General features: G+C 74.0%; 17 protein-coding genes. 9 read left to right on the top strand and 8 right to left on the bottom strand.

The window, feature by feature from the left end; translation table 11 throughout:
* Nucleotides 1-5 precede the first annotated feature (5 nt).
* Entirely contained in the window at nucleotides 6-782 is a 777-nt protein-coding gene (locus tag DZA62_RS25265; protein ID WP_116951705.1) for an SDR family NAD(P)-dependent oxidoreductase, read from the top strand.
* Here the strand turns inward: DZA62_RS25265 and DZA62_RS25260 are convergent, their stop codons facing one another.
* Nucleotides 783-1,133 carry a YciI family protein gene (locus DZA62_RS25260; protein ID WP_116951752.1) on the bottom strand — a complete coding sequence of 117 codons (351 nt, stop codon included), beginning with the start codon at nucleotides 1,131-1,133 and terminating at the stop codon, nucleotides 783-785.
* Nucleotides 1,134-1,174: 41 nt separating this feature from the next.
* Here DZA62_RS25260 and DZA62_RS25255 point away from each other — a divergent pair, with 41 nt between their 5' ends.
* The 3 genes from DZA62_RS25255 (at nucleotide 1,175) to DZA62_RS25245 (ending at nucleotide 3,212) form a co-directional block, all read left to right on the top strand.
* Nucleotides 1,175-1,789, top strand: coding sequence for a hypothetical protein (locus DZA62_RS25255; RefSeq protein WP_116951704.1), 615 nt, complete (start codon nucleotides 1,175-1,177; stop codon nucleotides 1,787-1,789).
* Between the two features lie 80 nt (nucleotides 1,790-1,869).
* Complete coding sequence (locus DZA62_RS25250) at nucleotides 1,870-2,472, top strand: ArsR/SmtB family transcription factor (RefSeq protein ID WP_116951703.1); 603 nt, start codon at nucleotides 1,870-1,872, stop codon at nucleotides 2,470-2,472.
* Nucleotides 2,469-3,212, top strand: coding sequence for an SRPBCC family protein (locus tag DZA62_RS25245; RefSeq protein ID WP_116951702.1), 744 nt, complete (start codon nucleotides 2,469-2,471; stop codon nucleotides 3,210-3,212). Before DZA62_RS25250 ends, DZA62_RS25245 begins: the two co-directional genes overlap by 4 nt.
* Here the strand turns inward: DZA62_RS25245 and DZA62_RS25240 are convergent.
* Complete coding sequence (locus tag DZA62_RS25240; RefSeq protein ID WP_116951701.1) at nucleotides 3,170-3,706, bottom strand: CGNR zinc finger domain-containing protein; 537 nt, start codon at nucleotides 3,704-3,706, stop codon at nucleotides 3,170-3,172. The genes DZA62_RS25245 and DZA62_RS25240 overlap by 43 nt on opposite strands.
* Nucleotides 3,707-3,758: 52 nt before the next feature.
* Here DZA62_RS25240 and DZA62_RS25235 point away from each other — a divergent pair, with 52 nt between their 5' ends.
* Nucleotides 3,759-4,313, top strand: a complete 555-nt coding sequence (locus DZA62_RS25235; protein WP_116951700.1) for a putative glycolipid-binding domain-containing protein — start codon at nucleotides 3,759-3,761, stop codon at nucleotides 4,311-4,313.
* 85 nt (nucleotides 4,314-4,398) lie between these two features.
* On the opposite strand, the gene DZA62_RS25230 is transcribed toward DZA62_RS25235, so the two are convergent.
* Nucleotides 4,399-7,581 carry a BTAD domain-containing putative transcriptional regulator gene (locus DZA62_RS25230; protein ID WP_116951699.1) on the bottom strand — a complete coding sequence of 1,061 codons (3,183 nt, stop codon included), beginning with the start codon at nucleotides 7,579-7,581 and terminating at the stop codon, nucleotides 4,399-4,401.
* Nucleotides 7,582-7,679: 98 nt separating this feature from the next.
* Here DZA62_RS25230 and DZA62_RS25225 point away from each other — a divergent pair, with 98 nt between their 5' ends.
* Together DZA62_RS25225 and DZA62_RS25220 are read left to right on the top strand one after the other, a co-directional pair.
* Entirely contained in the window at nucleotides 7,680-8,555 is an 876-nt protein-coding gene (locus tag DZA62_RS25225; protein ID WP_116951698.1) for an NAD(P)-dependent oxidoreductase, read from the top strand.
* Nucleotides 8,556-8,610: 55 nt separating this feature from the next.
* Nucleotides 8,611-9,003: an MmcQ/YjbR family DNA-binding protein gene (locus DZA62_RS25220; protein WP_116951697.1), complete on the top strand. Its 393-nt coding sequence runs from the start codon at nucleotides 8,611-8,613 to the stop codon at nucleotides 9,001-9,003.
* A 26-nt stretch (nucleotides 9,004-9,029) separates the two neighbouring features.
* Here DZA62_RS25220 and DZA62_RS25215 read toward each other — a convergent pair whose 3' ends face one another.
* Nucleotides 9,030-9,698: a TetR/AcrR family transcriptional regulator gene (locus DZA62_RS25215; RefSeq protein WP_116951696.1), complete on the bottom strand. Its 669-nt coding sequence runs from the start codon at nucleotides 9,696-9,698 to the stop codon at nucleotides 9,030-9,032.
* A 140-nt stretch (nucleotides 9,699-9,838) separates the two neighbouring features.
* Here DZA62_RS25215 and DZA62_RS25210 point away from each other — a divergent pair, with 140 nt between their 5' ends.
* Nucleotides 9,839-10,711 (top strand): LLM class F420-dependent oxidoreductase, encoded by an 873-nt coding sequence (locus DZA62_RS25210; protein WP_116951695.1) that lies wholly within the window; start codon nucleotides 9,839-9,841, stop codon nucleotides 10,709-10,711.
* 260 nt (nucleotides 10,712-10,971) lie between these two features.
* On the opposite strand, the gene DZA62_RS25205 is transcribed toward DZA62_RS25210, so the two are convergent.
* Genes DZA62_RS25205 through DZA62_RS25190 form a run of 4 tightly spaced genes read right to left on the bottom strand, consistent with a single transcriptional unit; the run spans nucleotide 10,972 to nucleotide 16,148 of the window.
* Nucleotides 10,972-12,243: a sialidase family protein gene (locus DZA62_RS25205; protein ID WP_116951694.1), complete on the bottom strand. Its 1,272-nt coding sequence runs from the start codon at nucleotides 12,241-12,243 to the stop codon at nucleotides 10,972-10,974.
* Between the two features lie 57 nt (nucleotides 12,244-12,300).
* Complete coding sequence (locus tag DZA62_RS25200) at nucleotides 12,301-13,077, bottom strand: SDR family NAD(P)-dependent oxidoreductase (RefSeq protein WP_116951693.1); 777 nt, start codon at nucleotides 13,075-13,077, stop codon at nucleotides 12,301-12,303.
* Nucleotides 13,078-13,111: 34 nt separating this feature from the next.
* Entirely contained in the window at nucleotides 13,112-15,565 is a 2,454-nt protein-coding gene (locus tag DZA62_RS25195) for an AfsR/SARP family transcriptional regulator (RefSeq protein WP_116951692.1), read from the bottom strand.
* A gap of 4 nt (nucleotides 15,566-15,569) precedes the next feature.
* Nucleotides 15,570-16,148 carry a TetR/AcrR family transcriptional regulator gene (locus DZA62_RS25190; RefSeq protein ID WP_116951691.1) on the bottom strand — a complete coding sequence of 193 codons (579 nt, stop codon included), beginning with the start codon at nucleotides 16,146-16,148 and terminating at the stop codon, nucleotides 15,570-15,572.
* Between the two features lie 73 nt (nucleotides 16,149-16,221).
* Between DZA62_RS25190 and DZA62_RS25185 the strand changes: the two genes are divergently transcribed.
* Nucleotides 16,222-17,661 carry an MFS transporter gene (locus DZA62_RS25185; RefSeq protein ID WP_116951690.1) on the top strand — a complete coding sequence of 480 codons (1,440 nt, stop codon included), beginning with the start codon at nucleotides 16,222-16,224 and terminating at the stop codon, nucleotides 17,659-17,661.
* The last annotated feature ends 20 nt before the right edge of the window (nucleotides 17,662-17,681 follow it).

Here is a 17,681-nt window from a genome sequence, read left to right as displayed (position 1 = left end):
GAGTTATGGACCGCTCGTTCGTGGTGACCGGCGGCGGCCGCGGCGTGGGCCGGGCCGTCGTGGAACGGCTGCTCGCCACCGGCGGCACGGTCGTGGCCCTCGACCTCGACCCGACGGCGCTCGGCTGGCTGCGCGACCATCCGGCCGGCACCCGGGCGCTGGCCGTCGCCGGCAGCGCGTCCGACGACGGCGTCGCCTGGCATGCCGCCGATCTCGCCGAGTCGGCCGCGCCGCTGGCGGGCTGGGTGAACAACGCGGCGGTGTTCCGCGACGCGTCGGTGCACACGACCGACGCGGCCGAGACGTCGCGGCTCATCGCGCTCAACCTCGACCCCGTCGTGGTGGGCAGCACCACCGCGGTGCGCCGCTTCCTCGCCCACGGGCAGGGCGGCGCCATCGTCAACGTGTCGTCGCACCAGGCGCAGCGTGCGGTCCCCGGCTCGCTGCCTTACGCCACGGCCAAAGCGGCGATCGAAGGGCTGACGAGGGCGCTGGCGGTCGAGTACGGCGGCCGCGGCATCCGCGCCAACGCCGTCGCGCTGGGGTCCGTCGCCACCGAGCGCTACGACACGTTCCTCGCCGGGCTCTCGCCGTCGGCGGCCGCCGAGGTCGAGGCGCAGTTGCGCCAGTTGCACCCCATCGGGCGGGTCGGTCGCGTCGACGAGGTCGCCGCCGTCGTCGCGCACCTGCTCTCCGACGACGCCTCGTTCGTCAACGGCGCCACCGTGCCGGTCGACGGCGGGCGCGCGGCGCTGGGCCTGGACCCGGAGGCCCCGGCGTAACTAGAGGTCGGCGGGGTCCATCACCCGGCGCACCTCGACGAGGTCGTGCGCGGCCTCCGGGATGCGCGCCGCGATCTGCGTCGCCCGCTCCACGTTCGCGCAGTCGACCAGGTAGTAGCCGGCCAGCACCTCTTTGGCCTCGGTGAACGGGCCGTCGGTGACCGCCGGTACGCCGTCGCGCACCCGCACCGTCCGGGCCGCCTCGACGGTCAGCCCGGACGACGCGACGTACTCGCCGGACGCGACGAGCTGCTCGGTCAGCTCGCGGTGCGCGCGCATGACGTCCTCGTTGACCTTGGAGCCGGTGTAGATGCGCTGCCAGGTCTCGTCGTTCCCGTAGATGAGCATCATGTACTTCACGAGCGGCAGCATAGGGTTCCTAGACTGGATCCGTGGCGCGGCCGAACAGCACGGTGGTGGTCATCGTCGGCGACGAGTCGAGCCGGGTGGTGGCCGGCCTGGACGGGCTCGCGAACGTGCGGGCGGTCGCCCGGGCCGGCGGCGACCTTGCCCGCCCGGCTGGGAGGGGCCTCGACGTCGCGGGCGGGCACCGACACTCGCCGCGAACGCCTGGTGACGATGCCGACCAGCGGGTCCGCGCGGCCGTCGCCCGGTCGCACGCCGCCTACGTCGTGCACGACGTCGACCCGCTCGCCGCCGTCGGTGCCGCCTGGGCCGGGTTCTTCGACCGGACGGCACCGGCCGGGACGCTGGAGGTCGCGGTCGAGGCGGCGCTGCGGTCGCTGCGCACCGAGGCCACCGCGCTGCCCGACTACTACGTCGTGCTCGATCCCGACGCGCTCCCGGAGACCCGGCGGCACTGGTGGTTCGGGGTGCTCGCGGGCGCCTCGCCGAACCGCGTCGTGCCGGCCGCCGCCGACGTCGCGACCGTCCGCGACGCGATCGCCGGTCTGCGCTCCGGCCGCTGGTGGCCCGATCCGCCGGACGAGTGGCTGCACGGCCTCGGCCGGGTCGTCCCCGACCGCGCCGTCCTGTCCGGCGGCTGACCGCACCTTCCTCGGCAACAGCAGCAGAAGGTGGCCGCGATCGTATTGACAAATTGAACTGTCAATTCGACGATGGCGGCATGACCGCGATCACCTACCTCGAAGAGCCCGGTGAGGTGCGGGTCGCGCTCGCCCCGCCGCGGCGCGAGTTGCTGACCAGGCTGCGCGAGCCGGCGTCGGCCACCCAGCTGGCCGCGGAGCTCGGGCTGCCGCGGCAGCGGGTCAACTACCACCTGCGCGTGCTCGAGGCGGCCGGGCTGGTCGAGCTGGTCGAGGAGCGCAGGCGACGTGGCTGCGTCGAGCGGATCCTGCGGGCCAAGCCGGGTGCGGTCCTCGTCGATCCCGCCGTCATGGCCGTCGACGGCGAACGGGGCCGCTTCACCCGGTTGCGGGACCAGTACGCGGCCGAACACCTGGTCGGTGTCGCGGCCGACACGGTCCGCGACGTCGCGCGCATGCAGGCGCGGGCCGACGAGTCCGGCAAGCGACTGCTCACCTTCACCATCGAGGCCGAGGTCCGCTTCGGCGAGCCCGGCGACGTGCACGCCTTCACCGACGAGCTGACCGAGGCGGTCCGTCACGCCGTCGCCCGGTTCGACGCCGAGGGTGGCCGCCCCTACCGACTGGTCGCGGGCGGCTACCCGGCGCCGGCGGCACAGACCCCAGAGGAGACCGAGTCATGAACGACCACGAGCGCCCCGTCATCCAGGTGACCATCGCCGCGCCCGTCGACGACGTGTGGCGCGCGCTGCGCGAGAAGGACCGCATCAGGCACTGGCACGGCTGGGACGCGCCGAGCCTGGACGAGGAGATCGACCTCATCTACTTCCAGAGCTTCACCGAGGACGCGCCGGCCCGCACGCTCGGCGTGCAGGAGGGCGACAACATCGTCGTCGAAGCGGTCGGCGACGGCACGCGGGTCACGTTGACCAGGGCGCCGCGTGGCGTCAGCCCCGAGTGGGACGCCTACTACGACGACATCACCGAGGGCTGGACGACGTTCCTGCAGCAGCTGCGCTTCTACCTGGAGCGCCAGCCGGACGCGCCGCGGCGCACCGCGTTCTTCGCCGGGACGGTCGCCGGTGCGCCGGAGCTCTTCGGTGAGCTCGGCCTCGACGACATCGCGGCGATGCCGGCCGGGTCGGCGTACCGCGCGACGCTCGTCGGCCAGGACGTCGCCGGTGTGGTGTGGTTCCGGTCGGCCAACCAGCTCGGGCTCACCGTCGACGGGTGGGGCGAGGGGCTGCTCGTCGTCGCGTTCGTGCCGCCCGGCGCCGAGAAGCCGAACGGCTCGGCCATGGCCGTGCTCAGCACGTTCGGCCTCGACGACGCCGCGTACGCCGGCCTGGACGAGCGGTGGTCGGCGTGGTGGGGCCGGCGTTACCCGGCGTCGGACGAGCCGATGCCCGGTGCCGAGGCCTGACGCGCCCGGTAGGCGCGCACCTTGGCGATGCTGCCGCACGACCGGCCGTCCGGGCCGCCGGCGCTCATGAGGCACCAGCGCTTGCTGGCGTTGCGGGTGTGGTCGTAGAACGCCCAGCGGCAGTCGGGGCAGGTCTTGAGCCGTCGCCAGGTCCCGTCGCCGACGGCGGTCACGACGGCGACCAGCAGGTCGCCGGCGGTGCCGCCGTCGTGCCGGAATCGCAGGGACCCGCCGCTGACGCGCGGCCGCACGCCCGTCCGCTCGATCCACGCGGTGACGACGGCGTCCGGATCGGCCTTGCCCTCGACGGCCGAGCGGAGCTCGTCGCGCAGCCACCGGACGCCCGCGTGATCGGCGGGCGGGACGGCGTGCGCGGCGGCCCAGGCGTCGAAGCGATCGTCGGGCTGCCGGGTGTCGTTGGGGATCAGCCAGCTGTTCAGCAGCTCGCGGACGGCCTCGAGCGCGCCGGGCGCTTCCTGCGCGACGCTAACCATTCAACTAGTTTACCGGTTGCGTCGAGTGGCTGGACGCTGTTAACTGGCGTTCATGATGACCGGTAACCTGGAGCGAGAGCTGATGTGGTCGGCGCTGGCCTGGCCGGCCACCGAGCACCTGGTGCTTCGCGCCGACGACGACGGGGTGCGCGCCGACGGCGTGATCGTCGCGCTGGACGGGCGGCCGACCCGGCTGGCGTACGCGATCGAGGCCGGCCCGGACTGGACGGTGCGGCGGCTGACGCTGGCCTCGTACGGTGAGCCCGGCCTGGTGCTGGACCACCGCGCGGACGGCCGCTGGTTCGACGGCGACGGCGCCGAGCGGGCCGATCTCGCCGGCTGCGTCGACGTCGACATCGCGCTGACGCCGTTCACCAACACGCTGCCGATCCGCCGGCTGGGGTTGGCGGCAGGGGAGTCGGCCGACCTGCGGATCGTCTATGTGCAGGTCGACAAGGGGCTGACGGCGGACGCGGTGGACCAGCGGTACGAGCGGCTGGGCCCGGACGTCTACCGGTACTCGTCCGGCGACTTCTCCGCCGACCTGACGGTGGACGACGACGGGCTGGTCACCGACTACCCGGGGCTGTGGCGGCGGCTGGCCTGACCGGCGCCGCGGCTGGGCGGTGGTGGGGCCCGGACGTGGCCGGCGCCGCGGCTGCGGCGGGACGGCGTTCCTGGCCGGTCGGGCGTCAGGGGGTGCGGGGCGGGCCGGCCGGTGGGTAGGCGTGCTGCGGCGGCACCGTGCGCCCGGCGGCGAACTGCGTGTCGAACCGGTCGCGGCCGACGACCGTGGCCGCCGCGGCGGCGATGCGGTCGACGTCGCCGCGTTCGGCCGGCGGCAATGGCACACCCGACCCTTCGCGGGCGGCCGCCGCCGCGCCGAGCAGCCGTGCCGCACCGGCACCGTCGCCCGTCGACGCGTGGACTCCGGCGAGGCCCTCCAGCGCCAGTGCGACGGCACGCGGGTCACCGGCCGACCGCGCCGCCGCGAGGCCGTCCAGGTGCAGCACCCGCGCGGCGTCGGCGTCGCCGCGCAGTTCGGCGACGAAGCCCAGCTCGGCCAGGATGAGCGCCGCGCCCATGTCGCCGTCGACGTCGAGGCACCAGTCCAGCCAGGCGCGCAGGTGCCGTTCGGCGTCGTCCAGCCGGCCCTGCCGCCGGGCCGACAACGCGAGCCCGATCTCGGCGAACTGCTCGCCCCGCCGGTGCGCGTGCCGGGCGGCGAGCAGCCTGGCCTGCTCGTGCAGGTCGTCGGCGGCCGCGAGGTCGCCGCGCAGCAGGGCGATCCGGCCGAGGCCGGCCAGCTGTGCGGACAGGTCGGTCGCCAGGCCCAGCTCGGTCGCGATGCGCACGCCCTCCTCGTGCAGGACGGCGGCGCGTTCGTAGTCGCCGCGGATCTCGGCGCGGCCGGCCAGGGTGTCGGTGACCCGGAGCTGTCCCCAGCGGTCGCCCAGCTCACGGAAGAGCGCGGCCGCCTCCTCGGCCGACCGCAGCCCGGCGTCCGCGGAGCCGAGCGGGCGGGCGAGATCGGCGCGCAGACTGAGCGCGGCCGCCGTCCCCCAGCGGTCGCCGAGCCGGCGGAACGTCGTCAGCGCCGCCGCCACCCGCCGGACGTGCACGGACAGGTCACCGACGCCGGCCAGCCCGAGGCTGAGGAACCACCGTGCCCAGGCCAGCCCGGCATCGTCGCCGTCGAACCCGGACAGGACGGCGTCGGCGTGCGTGGCCATGGCCGGATCGTCGCCGAGCTGGACGGCGAACCCGGCCGCCCAGACGTCCACCCGCGCCCGCAACCCGGCCGGGGCGGCGCCGTCGACGGCGAGCGCGGCAGCGGCCGAACGCCGTCCCTCGCTCAGCCGGCCGCGCAGGAACCAGTACCACCCCAGCGCGTCGACCAGCCGCAACGCCGGCTCCGCGGCACCGGCCCGCACGGCGTCGTCGAGCACAGCGCGCAGGTTGGCCGACTCCGTGTCCAGGACGTCCAGCCAGTACCGCTGATCCGGGCCGCGCAGCCCGGCGTCGGCGCGGGTCGCGAGCGTCAGGAGGTGGTCGCGGTGCCGCCGCCGGACGGCGTCCAGCTCGCCCGCCGCGCTCAGCCGCTCGCCCGCGTACGCGGCGACGGACTCCAGCAGCCGGTAGCGCGGCCCGGCCGGTGACGGCACGACGGTGAGCAGCGACCGGTCCACCAGCTGGCTCAGTAGTCCGGCGACGGCCGTCGGTCGTACGTCGTCGCCGGCGGCGGCGATCGTTTCGGCCCCGGTGAGGTCGCACCCGTCGGCGGGAACCGCGAGCCGGCGCAGCACCGTCCGTTCCGGCTCGGTGAGCAGTTCCCAGCTCCAGTCGATCACCGCTCGCAGCGTCCGCTGCCGCTCCGGCCCGCCGCGATGCGCGGCGAGCAGCTCGAACCGGTGGTCCAGCCGGGCCAGCAGATCGCGCTCGCCGAGGGCCCGGACGCGGGTCGCGGCCAGCTCCAGCGCCAGCGGCAGGCCGTCCAGCCGCCGGCAGATCTCGGCGACGGTGCCGCGGTCCAGCTCGTGGCCGGGCGCGGCGGCCGCGGCCCGGGCCAGGAAGAGCTCGGCGGCGTCGGTGGAGGGGTCCAGCGGCGCGACGGGCAGGACGACCTCGCCGGGCAGGCCGAGCGGGAGCTGGCTGGTGGCGAGGACGCGGATCGCGGGGGCGGCGCGCAGCAGCCGTGCGGCGACCTCGGCGGCGGCGTCGCCCAGGTGCTCGCAGTTGTCCAGCACCAGGAGCAGCTCGCGCGTGTGCAATGCCGCGGCCAGCCGGGTGACGGGGTCGGGTCCGGCATCGGCGCGCACCTGGAGGACGCCGGCGATCGACTCCGCGATGGCGTCCCACGCCGCCGCTCCGTCCGGTGCGCCGTCCGTCCGGCCGGCCGGACGCAGGCCGGCCAGCTCGACCAGCCAGGCGCCGTCGCGCAGCCCCGTCCGGCCGGCGACCTCGACGCCGAGCCGGGTCTTGCCGACCCCGCCCGGGCCGGTCAACGTCACCAGCCGGTGTTGCGCGAGCGTCCGGGCGGCGTCCTCGATCGCCGCCGCTCGTCCGACCAGGGGCGTGAGCGGTGCCGGCAGGTTGCCCGCGGACGACGTGCGGCGGTGCGGCCGGGCACGGGTCAGGTCGGGGTCCTGGGCGAGGACCGCGGCCTGCAGCCGCAGCAGCTCCGGCGACGGGTCCACCCCGAGCTCGTCGGCCAGCCGCTCACGCAGGTCGGCCAGGCTCGCCAGTGCGTCGACCTGCCGGCCCGCGCCGTAGAGCGCTCGCACCTGCGCCGCCCGGAGCCGTTCGCGTAGCGGCTCCGCACCCACCCACCGCACCAGCTCGCCGGCCAACGCGCCGTATGCCGCCGCATCGCCGGCCACCTCCAAACGCGCCTCGGCCCACTCCTCGACCGTCACCAGCCGGAGTTCCTCCAGTTGCCGGATCGCCGGCGCCAGTGCCCCCGCGTCGGCGACCTCGGCGAACGCCGGTCCGCGCCAGAGTTCCAGCGCCGTACCGAGCAGTGCCGAGCGTGCGCCGGGATCGTCGTGCGCCCGGGCCCGTCCGACCAGCGCCGCGAACCGTCCCGCGTCGACGTCCTCGGCGGGCGCGTGCAGCTGGTAGCCCGCGGGCCGGTACGTCACCAGTCCGGCGCCGATCGTCCGCCGCAGCAGCGACACCTTGGTCTGCAGCGCGCCGAGCGGGCGGGCCGGCGGTGCGTCCGCCCACAACGCGTCGACGAGGCGGTCGGCGGAGACGGCGCGGCCACGGTGCGCCAGCAGGACCGCGAGCAGCAGCCGGATCTTCGCCTCCGGGACCCGCACCGGGACGCCGTCGGCCGTGGTGACCTCCAGCGGCCCGAGCACCCCGAAACGCACGTCCCCACGCTAGCCGAGCAGCTCGGGAGGCGACCGTGAGCGTTTCGAAAGCGGCCGCACGCAGGCTCGGCGGGACCGAACCACGAAAGGACGTCATCATGACCGACCGTCATCCCGTCACCGTCGTCGGCCTCGGCGCGATGGGCCGCGAGATCGCCCGTGTGCTGCTGGAGGCCGGCCACCCGGTCACGGTGTGGAACCGCACGCCGTCGCGTACCGACGACCTGGTCGCCAGGGGCGCGACTCGCGCGGCCACCGTCGCGCAGGCCGTCACCAGCAGTCCGTTGGTGCTGGTCTGCGTGCTCGACTATGCCGCGACCCGTGAGCTGCTGGAGCCGGTCGCCACGGAGCTGGCCGGGCGCACGGTCGTCCAGCTCACGACCGGCACACCACGGCAGGCCCGGGAGCTCGCCGTGTGGGCAGCCGGGCAGGGCATCGACTACGTCGACAGCGGCATGATGGCCACGCCGCCGATGATCGGCACCGAGTCGTCGGCGTTCCTGTACAGCGGCGACGAGGCGGCGTTCCAGCGGTACCGGCCGACGCTGGACCTGCTCGGCACCAGCCGCTGGTTCGGCGCCGACGCCGGGCTGGCCTCGCTCTACGACCTCGCGCTGCTGAGCGGCATGTACACGATGTTCGCCGGCTTCCTGCACGGAGCGGCGATGGTCGGGACGGCCGGCGTGACCGCCGCCGAGTTCGCCGAGTCGGCGGGGGACTGGCTGAGGGCCATGACCGGCTCGCTGACGTACGCGGCCGCATTCGTCGACAGTGGCGACTACACCACCGACGTGCAGGACGTCGTGTTCAACAAGTCCGCGCTGGACGTGATCGTCACGGCCAGCATCGAGCAGGGCGTCGCACCGGACATCGTCGCGCCGATCCAGGGGCTGCTCGCGCGGCAGTTGGCGGAGGGACACGGGAAGAAGTCGTTCGACCGGATCATCGAGAGCATCCGGTCCCGTCCGGCCTGACAGCGGCGCAGTCGGCCCCTGTCCAACCCGGGTCCTGCGGGTCTATGTTGATCACATGTGCAGCTGGGACGACGTCAGCCGCATCGCGACGGCGTTGCCGGAGTCGACCGAGCAGACCGGTCGCGACGGTCTGCGCAGCTGGCGGGTGCGCGACAAGTCGTTCGTCTGGGAGCGGCCGCTGCGCAAGGGCGACATCGCCGCCCTGGGTGACGCCGCTCCGGCCGGGCCGATTCTCGGGGCGTGGGTGCCCGATCTCGGTGCGAAGGAGGCGATCCTCGCCGACGATCCGGAGGTCTTCTTCACCACGCCGCACTTCGACGGGTACTCAGCGGTGCTGGTGCGGTTGGAGCGCATCGACGAGCCGGAGCTGGTCGAGCTGGTGGTCGAGGCCTGGCTGGACCGCGCGCCGAAGAAGGTCGCCCAGGCCTACCTGGACGACGCGCGCTGACGGCGGTGTCGCGGCCGGGCCGGTGATCAGCCCTCCGGCCGCTCCCGGATGCCGTCCAGCGCCATGGTCAGGACCCGCTCCAGCTGGGCGGGATCGGCGAACGGGTACATCGTGACGCCGCCGACCAGCCGCAGCACATCGTCGAACGAGGCATCCGGGCGGGCGTCGCCGGACTTCTGGGCGCGGCTCAGCAACGGCTGCCCGGCGGCGTCGATCGCCTTGCGGCAGGTCGCGAACACCGGGGAGTCGTGGTTGAGCGCCTCGGCGATGGCCCGCTTCGTGGCCGTGTACGTGACGAAGCGGCGCAGCCAGCCGGCCAGCGCGTCCCATGGCGGCTGGCCGGCGAGGTCGTCGGCGGTGCGGCACAACGCCTCGACCTCGTCGATGTAGACGCTCTCGAACAGGTCCTGGCGGGTGGGGAAGTGGCGGTAGAGCGTGCCGATGCCGACCCCGGCCCGGCGGGCGATGTCCTCGAGTGACGCGGAGACCCCGGCCTCGGCGAACGCCTCGCGAGCGGCGGTGAGCAGCTTCTCGTAGTTGCGGCGGGCGTCGGCGCGCTTCGGCCGCCGCGCGAAGACGTCGGACGGCGCCTCGCCGGACGCTCCGCCGCCGGGCGTGGTCGCGCCGCGGCCGGACGCTCCGCCGCCGGGCGTGGTCGCGCCGACGCCGGAGGCCGGGCCGTCCGCGTTCGTCATGCCGTCACCTCGCTCGAGCGTCTTGCAAACGGAGGCATCCCTCCGTATGGTGATACGGAGGGATCCCTCCACCTTAGTCGACCGCTTCCGCTGCGAAGCACCTCACCTGCGGCTCTCCGAGCGAAGGAAACCATCACGTCATGAAGGTCGGTCTGCAGATTCCCAACTTCACCTGGCCGAACGGCCCCGCCGCGCTGGGCGGCGAGCTGGCTGCCGTCGCCCGAACCGCCGATCAGGCCGGGTTCGAGTACGTCGCGGTCATGGACCACTTCTTCCAGATCCGCGGCGTCGGCCCGTCCGAGAACGACATGCTCGAGGCGTACACGGCGCTCGGCTTCCTGGCCGCGCACACCGAGCAGGCCAAACTGCTCACCGTCATCACCGGCATCCACTACCGCGAGCCGGGCCTGCTCGCCAAGGCCGTCACCACGCTGGACGTGCTGTCCGGCGGGCGCGCCATCCTGGGCATCGGCGCCGGCTGGAACGAGGAGGAGTCCCGCGGCCTGGGCTTCACGTTCCCGTCCACGTCCGAGCGGTTCGAGCGGCTCGAGGAGGCGCTGCGCTACCTGCTGCAGATGTGGTCCGACGACGAGGGCCCGTTCCAGGGGCGGTTCACGCAAGCCGAGCGGCTGCTGAACTCGCCGCAGTCGCTGAGCCGGCCGCACCCGCCGATCATGATCGGCGGCGGTGGCGAGAAGAAGACGCTGCGGCTGGTCGCGCAGTACGGCGACGCCTGCAACCTGTTCAACACGCCAGAGCTGCCGCGCAAGCTCGACGTCCTGCGACAGCACTGCGCCGACGTCGGCCGCGACTACGACGAGATCACCAAGACCGTCTACCACGTGCTCGACGTCGGCGAGAACGGCGAGCACACGCAGCGGCTCATCGACGAGCTCGGCCAACTGGCGGACCTCGGCGTCGAGGTCGCGGTGGGCTCCGTGCCGACGGTGCCGCGGCTGGACGCGATCGAGCGCATCGGTGCCGACGTCATCCCGCAGGTCGAGAAGCTCTGATCGTGTCGGTGCCCGCCCATAGGGTGGGACTCCCTCCCAGCCGGGCGGGGTGCGAACTCGGCCCGGCGGGATGTGAGCTCGGCTCCGCGGGGTGTGAGTTCGGCCCGGCGGGAGGTGAGCTCGGCCCACCGCGTGCGAGGTCGACCGGGCGGCTCGCGCAGCCGGGGTGTGCTCACCGCAGCCCCGGCGCCGTGCCGGCCCGGCCACCGCGCCGCTGACCACAGGCCGTGGATCACAGGCCGCGGATCACCGGGTACGGATCACAGGCCGCCGTCGCAGGTGGGTTCGCGTACACCGGCCTGGATCCACGGCAGGTTGACCTTCCGGAACGCGATGGAGCGATGCGACGTGGAGTTGCTCCCGACGTTCTCGTTCACCTCGATCAGCGCGCCGACGTGGTAGTCGGCGGTCTTGGCGATGCTGGAGTAGCCGCCCTCGCGGTAGTTCCCACCCTCGCCGGGCAGCGGGGCGTCCGAGAACGGCCGGCTGTAGCTCCACGTCGCGCCCTCGTTCTCGCTCACCCGGATCCGCATCCTCGTGCGGGTCTCGGTGCTGGCGGAGTTGACGAAGGCGAGCCGTGCGGGCGCGTCGCTGTTGTAGCGCATCGTCGACGCCTCGTTCAGTGGGTCGAGCAGACAGCTGGCCGGCCTGAACGCGGTGAACCCGGCGCCGATGCGGCCGGTCGAGACCCAGCGTCGCTTCGCCGTCTCCCAGACGCCGGAGGTGGGCCGGTCGTTGCGGTACAGCCGGCCGTCGGCCAGCTCGAGGACGGTCGACTCGCCGGTCTGCTCCATCGCCGCGCCCGACGCCGTCTCCATGACGTCGACCTGCCAGGTCCGGCCGTGGTCGTCGCTGTAGATGTTGCGGTGCTGGGCCGGGATGACCAGCCGGCCCGGATGGTCGACGGTGGTCTGGATGCCGACCCCGGGCCCGACGGCGTCCCAGTTCCAGCTGCGCCCGCCGGCCAGCGTGCGCGGCTTCAGCGTCGCCGACATGTTCACCGGGTCGGTCCAGGTGACGCCGTCGTCGGTGCTGTGCGACAGCCAGACCTGCCGGTCGTCCCACGAGTTCACCGGGTGCGACCCGACCGGCTGGTGGTTCATGAACAGCCAGATCGTGCCGGTCTCGCGATCGACGACAGCGGTCGGGTTGCCCCAGGTGCCCTGCCCGGCGCCGACGACCTCGGACAGCCGCGACCACGTGGCGCCGTTGTTGGTGGAGCGCTTGTAGAGCAGGTTGATGTTGCCGAAGTCCTGGTTGTTCGCGGCGCGGCCCTCGACGAACGCGATGAGGGTGTCCTCGGTGGTGCGGATCAGCGACGGGATGCGGAACGAGTGGTACGTGATCCCGTTGAGGACCTCGTCGCCGCCGCCGTCGAAGATGATCTTCTCGCTGTGTGACGGCGCCGCCGCGGCCGCTGCCGCGGGGCCGGCCGTGCTCGCCGCCGCCGGAGTCGGTGGCGGCGCGGCGAATGCTGCCGCGGCGACCGCGGCGGTGATCGTTCCGGTCAGGACCACGCCGCTTCGCCTCATCGCCCGCACCCTTCGTGACCGCCTCACTGACGGTCTGAAATGTACCGGGATATCGGCTTATTGGATAGGCCCGAGGAACGCGCCTCCGCTGGCGTCGACGATGTTCGCGGTGATCCAGCGCGCGTCGTCGGAGGCGAGGAACCCGACGGCGTCGGCGATCTCCTCCGGCCGCCCGATGCGACGCAGCGCCGACAGCTCGCTGAGCCGTTCGCGGAGATCCGGATCCTGCAGCGCCGCGTTGATGTTCGAGTCGGTGGCGCCCGGCGCGACGGCGTTGACGGTGATGCCGCGGGCGCCGAGCTCGTGGGCCAGGGCTCGGGTCATCACCTCGATGGCGCCCTTGCTCATGCCGTACGCGAGCTGGAACGGCGCCGCCATCCGGGCGGAGACCGACGAGACGCTGACGATGCGGCCACCGTCCGGCATGAGCTGCAGCGCCCGCTGGATGATCAGCAGCGGCGCCGTCACGTTGACGGCGAACACCTCGTCGATCTGCCGTGCTGTCACGGCTTCGATGCTGCCCTGGAACAGCGCCGCCAGGTCGCCGTAAGCGGCGTTGTTCACCAGGATGTCCAGGGGCCGTTCCCCGAGGCCCGCCGCGAGCCCGTCGAACAGCGCCCCGACGGCGTCGTCGGAGCCCAGCTTCGCTCGGACGGCGAACGCGCTGCCACCGTGCCGTTCGATCTCGGCGACGGTGTCCTTCGCCGCGTCCTCGCGCTCGCCGAAGTGCACCGCGACGGTCGCGCCGTCACCGGCCAGCCGCAGCGCGATCGCCCGGCCGATGCCCCGCGACGCGCCGGTGACCAGCGCCGTCTTCCCTGTGAGTCGTGTCATGAGGGAAGGGTCGGCGGGGTCGCTCACCGTCCGCTCACCGATCGCTGACGAGACCGTCCAGCCGCGCCAGATCCGCCGTCGCGCCGAGTTCGCGGAACAGCTCGCCTGCCGGTTCGACGGCGCCCAGCTGCTCGAGCGCGACGGCCCGGCCCCACCGGTCGCCCAGCTCGGCGAACCGCGCGTGCGCGGCGGTGAGCTCTCGCTCGGCCGCTGCCGGCTCGCCGTCCAGCGTGTGCCCGACGGCGGCGGCGACCCGCGCGAAGGCGCGCGACCACGGGTCGGCGGCGAACTCGATGCCGCCGTGCGGGCCCTCGGACATGAAGCGGATCAGCGGCAGGTACGGCGAGCGCGGCGGCCCCGGCGGAGAGAGGACCGCGGCGGGCCCGCCCGCGGCCGCGGTCGCGACGGCGAGGGCGTGCTCCTCGCGGTGGTCCGGGAGGGCGGCGGTTGCGGCCGCCAGCCGTCCCGCGACGGCGGCGCGTTCGCCGGTCTGCCCGCGCAGATGCCCGTGCCAGGTGAGGGCGGCGAGTAACCGCAGTCCCAGGACGGGATCGTGCTCGGCCGACCACCGCAGCGCCGCGGCCAGGTTGTCGTGCTCGGCGTCGAGCCGGGCCAGCCAGGTCAGCTGCTCGTGGCCGCGCAGGTGAGGTTCGGCCGCCTCGGCCAGCTCGAGGAACGTCCGCGCGTGGCGCGCGTGGATGTCGTCGGCCGCGGGGAGCCGGGCCGCGCAGAACTCGCGGACGGTGGACAGCATGCGATAGCGGTCGCCGGTCCGCTGGAGCAGCGACTTCTCGGTCAGCCCGGCGAGCAGGTCGTCCGGGCACGGGTCGATCGTGGCGGCGGTCGTGGCCGTGACCCCGCCCGGGAACGCGGCGACGCGGGCGGTGAACCGTTGCTCGTCGGGGGAGAGGAGGTCCCAGCTCCACTCGGTGACGGCGCGCAGCGTGCGGTGGCGGGGCGCGGCCGTCCGGTCGCCGCGGGACAGAAGGGCGAACCGGTCGTCCATGCGGTCCGCGAGCTCGGCGAGGCCGACGGTGCGCAGCCGGGCCGCGGCCAGCTCGATCGCCAGCGGCAGCCCGTCGAGCGCCGTGCAGATCCGGCGGATCGCCGCCGGGTCGGCCGCACCATCCGGACGGTGCGGCCGCCCGGTGACCGAGCCTGGCGTGGCCGTGGTGCCGATCTCGTCGCTGCGCAGAGCCGGTACGAGGGCCGGCGCGGCCGCGGCGGCGCGCTGACCGAACAGCCGGTCGGCGTCGTCCGGCGGGAGCGGGTGGACCGGCCAGACCTGCTCGCCGGTGAGCCCGAGCGGCTCGCGGCCGGTCGCCAGCACACGCACGCCGGGCGCGGCCGCGAGGAGCCGCCGGAGCAGGACGGCCAACTCCGTCACGACACGGTCGCAGGTGTCGAGCACCAGCAGGATCCGCCGGTCCGCCAGGGCCGAGACCAGGCGCTCGGCGGGGTCGACCGGCCCGGACCGGATCGGGAACAGCCCGGTGGCCGACAGCCCCAGTGCGCCCAGCAGCACTGCGGGCAGGTCCGCGCCGTCCTCCACCGCGCCGAGATCGGCGAAGCACACGTCATCGGCCGGGCCGGCGGCCTCGAAGGCCAGCCGGGTCTTGCCGACACCGCCCGGCCCGGTCAGCGTGACCAGGCGGCCGGACGTCAGCAGCTCGCGGACCCGCGCGACCTCGGCAGTCCGCCCGACGAAGCCGGTGAGCTGCGCCGGCAGCGGCCGCGGCGAGACCGTCGGCACGTCGTCGCGCAGGAGGGCCGTGTTCAGCGCGACCAGTTCCGGCGACGGCGACGCCCCGAGCTCGTCGCCCAGGCGGTCACGGAGCCGGGCGAACACGGCGAGTGCCTCCGCCCGGCGCCCGTCGGCGCCCAGGGCTCGCATCAGCTGGCCGTGCAGCCGTTCGCGCAGCGGCTCGGCGGCGGCGAGGGACGTGAGCGACACGGTCAGCGCGCGGTGCCGGCCGAGGGCCAGCTCCGCTTCGGCGAGGTCCTCCAGGGTCGCGAGCCGGCGCTCCTGCAGATCGGCGGCGGCAGGGGCGGCGAACGGGGCCGCCGCGAGATCGGTCAGGGCCGGGCCGCGCCACAGCTCCAGGGCCGAGCGCAACAGTTCGGCCGCCGCGGCGGCTCCGCCCGACGAGTGTGGCCCGGACAGCGCCGACGCTCCCTGCGCGGCCAGCCGCGTGAACCGGTGCACGTCGACAGCGTCGGGGGACACCGCCAGCCGATACCCGGCCGGTCCCTGCTCTACCGCCACCCCGCGCGAGCGCAGCCGGGACACCTGGGCCTCGATCGCGTGCCGGGGCGAGCCGGGCAACCGAGTGCCGTAGACGCCGTCGACGAGGCGCGACACCGCCACCCAGCGGCCGGCGTCGAGGGCGAGCAGCGCGAGAACGGCCCGCGCTCGCGGGCCGCCGGCCGCAAGGGACTCGCCGTCGGTACCGGTGAGGTCGAACGGGCCGAGCAGCCGGACGATCACCTGCTCAGCCGGCGGCGAGGGCGCGGAAGCGGCCGAGGTCGCCGCCGCAGGCCTGAGTGACCAGCTCGAGGGCGTCGGGGTCGTCGGAGTCGTGCAGTTGCAGCGCGAGCACGGTGTTGATCAGCATGCCCTCGGCGAGGAAGCGGCTGGCCTCCTCGGGCGGGAGCCCGGCCTCGTCGCGGATCAGCCGGTAGATGGTGAGGAACCCCTCGCGGCCGACCGGGCCGATGGCGGGGTCGTTGCCGAGGCTGAAGATGTGCAGCAGCGACAGCAGGATGCCGCGGTCGGCGATGAGGTCGAGGTAGGCCTGGCCCAGCCGCTGAACGACCGTGCGGTCGTCGTCGGCGCTGATGGCGGAGCGGAACGCGGTCTCGATGCGGCCGACGGCGCGCCGGGCCACCTCGACGAACAGGGTCTCCTTGCTGCCGAACGTGCGCACGACGTAGGCCTGGCTGATGCCGGCGGCCGTGGCGATCTGGTCGGTCGTGGCGCCCGCGTAGCCGCGATCGCCGAACACGACGCTGGCCGCGGCCAGGATCGACTCACGCCGTTCGGCCGCCGGGAGCCGCTGTCTCGTCTCCATGGTTGACATGTTATCAGTCGATTACTACTGTCTAAGTAATCAACCGATTACAACCTGATCGTGAGGTGCGGCGATGAACGGCGTGCGATCCCGGCCGACGTGGCTGCTGATCCTGGCGGCGTCCGTGCCGATGTTCATGGCGGCGCTGGACAACCTGGTCGTGACCAGCGCACTCCCCGTCCTGCAGCGCGAGTTCGAGGCGTCGATCGAAGAGCTGCAGTGGTTCGTCAACGCCTACACGCTGGCGTTCGCCGGGCTGATCCTCGTCGCCGTCGCGCTGGGCGACCGGTTCGGCCGACGCCGGGTGTTCGCGCTCGGGCTGGCGCTGTTCACGGTCGCGTCGGTGCTGTGCGCGGTGAGCGTGGAGTCGTGGCAGTTGATCGCCGCCCGCGCGGTCCAGGGTGCGGCCGCCGCGGCACTGATGCCGCTGTCACTGACGCTGCTGTCGACGTCGGTCGCACCGCGGCTGCGGCCCATGGCCATCGGCATCTGGGGCGGCGTGACCGGGCTCGGCGTCGCGCTCGGCCCGCTGGTCGGCGGCGCTGTCGTCGAAGGGCTGAGCTGGCACGCGATCTTCTGGCTGAACGTGCCGATCGGCCTGCTGTCGCTGCCGCTGGTGCTGACCGTGCTGCCGGAGTCGTTCGGCCGCCGGGTCCGCATCGACCTCGTCGGTGTGGCGCTGGCCAGCGCCGGTCTGCTCGCGCTGGTCCTCGGCATCGTCCGCGCCGAGTCGGCCGGCTGGGGGAGCACCCAGATCGTGACGACGCTGGCCGCCGGCGCGGTGTTGCTCGCGCTGTTCGTGGCGTGGGAGCGGCGGACGACGGATCCGCTGCTGTCGTTGGGGCTGTTCCGTGACCGCGGATTCTCCATGGCCAACGTGGTCGGTGTGCTGTTCAGCTTCGGCATCTTCGGCGCGATCTTCATCCTCATCCAGTTCCTGCAGGTCGTGCAGGGGTACAGCCCGCTGGAGGCCGGCGTGCTGACGATGCCGTGGACGATGGCGCCGATGGTCGTCGCGCCGCTGGCCGGGCTCGCGGTGCCGCGTCTAGGCACCCGGCTGCCGATCGTCACCGGCCTGGTGTTCGTGTCCGCGGCCCTCGGCTGGATCGCGCTGGTCCTGTCCGAGGACGTCGGCTACGGACGGCTGGTCGGTGCGTTCGTGCTGGCCGGCGTCGGGATGGGCCTGGTCATCGCGCCCAGCGCCACGGCCGTCCTGGCCACCATCCGCGACGAGGACAACGCGAAGGCGTCCGGCACCAACTCGGCGCTGCGCGAGATCGGGGTCGCGCTGGGCATCGCGGTGCTGACGGCGGTCTTCACCGGTGCCGGCGGCCAGCTGACGCCCACGGGGTACGTCGACGCCGCAGGTGTCGCCGTGCTGGTCGGGGCCGGTGTCGTGGGTCTGGGCGCGCTGGCCGCGCTCGGCCTGCCGCACGGCCGGACCGGTCGATCCGTAGAGTCGTCCGCGCAGACACCGATGAGTTCGCGGTCGCTCGCCGGTACATCCCGGTGACAGCACGACCCACCGTCCCA

This window comes from Jiangella endophytica (assembly GCF_003427025.1).
Classification (GTDB): domain Bacteria; phylum Actinomycetota; class Actinomycetes; order Jiangellales; family Jiangellaceae; genus Jiangella; species Jiangella endophytica.
The sequence above is the reverse complement of the archived record's forward strand: the minus strand, read 5'-3'. Positions and strand labels throughout refer to the sequence as shown.

Bases quoted from the DNA above. Each gene is read 5' to 3' on its own strand.
- DZA62_RS25225 (WP_116951698.1), top strand. From the start codon at position 7,680: ATGACCGACCGTCATCCCGTCACCGTCGTCGGCCTCGGCGCGATGGGC.
- DZA62_RS25260 (WP_116951752.1), bottom strand. From the start codon at position 1,133: ATGATGCTCATCTACGGGAACGACGAGACCTGGCAGCGCATCTACACC.
- DZA62_RS25215 (WP_116951696.1), bottom strand. From the start codon at position 9,698: ATGACGAACGCGGACGGCCCGGCCTCCGGCGTCGGCGCGACCACGCCC.
- DZA62_RS25190 (WP_116951691.1), bottom strand. From the start codon at position 16,148: ATGGAGACGAGACAGCGGCTCCCGGCGGCCGAACGGCGTGAGTCGATC.
- DZA62_RS25205 (WP_116951694.1), bottom strand. From the start codon at position 12,243: ATGAGGCGAAGCGGCGTGGTCCTGACCGGAACGATCACCGCCGCGGTC.
- DZA62_RS25185 (WP_116951690.1), top strand. From the start codon at position 16,222: ATGAACGGCGTGCGATCCCGGCCGACGTGGCTGCTGATCCTGGCGGCG.
- DZA62_RS25235 (WP_116951700.1), top strand. From the start codon at position 3,759: ATGATGACCGGTAACCTGGAGCGAGAGCTGATGTGGTCGGCGCTGGCC.
- DZA62_RS25220 (WP_116951697.1), top strand. From the start codon at position 8,611: ATGTGCAGCTGGGACGACGTCAGCCGCATCGCGACGGCGTTGCCGGAG.
- DZA62_RS25250 (WP_116951703.1), top strand. From the start codon at position 1,870: ATGACCGCGATCACCTACCTCGAAGAGCCCGGTGAGGTGCGGGTCGCG.
- DZA62_RS25265 (WP_116951705.1), top strand. From the start codon at position 6: ATGGACCGCTCGTTCGTGGTGACCGGCGGCGGCCGCGGCGTGGGCCGG.
- DZA62_RS25200 (WP_116951693.1), bottom strand. From the start codon at position 13,077: ATGACACGACTCACAGGGAAGACGGCGCTGGTCACCGGCGCGTCGCGG.
- DZA62_RS25240 (WP_116951701.1), bottom strand. From the start codon at position 3,706: ATGGTTAGCGTCGCGCAGGAAGCGCCCGGCGCGCTCGAGGCCGTCCGC.
- DZA62_RS25245 (WP_116951702.1), top strand. From the start codon at position 2,469: ATGAACGACCACGAGCGCCCCGTCATCCAGGTGACCATCGCCGCGCCC.
- DZA62_RS25210 (WP_116951695.1), top strand. From the start codon at position 9,839: ATGAAGGTCGGTCTGCAGATTCCCAACTTCACCTGGCCGAACGGCCCC.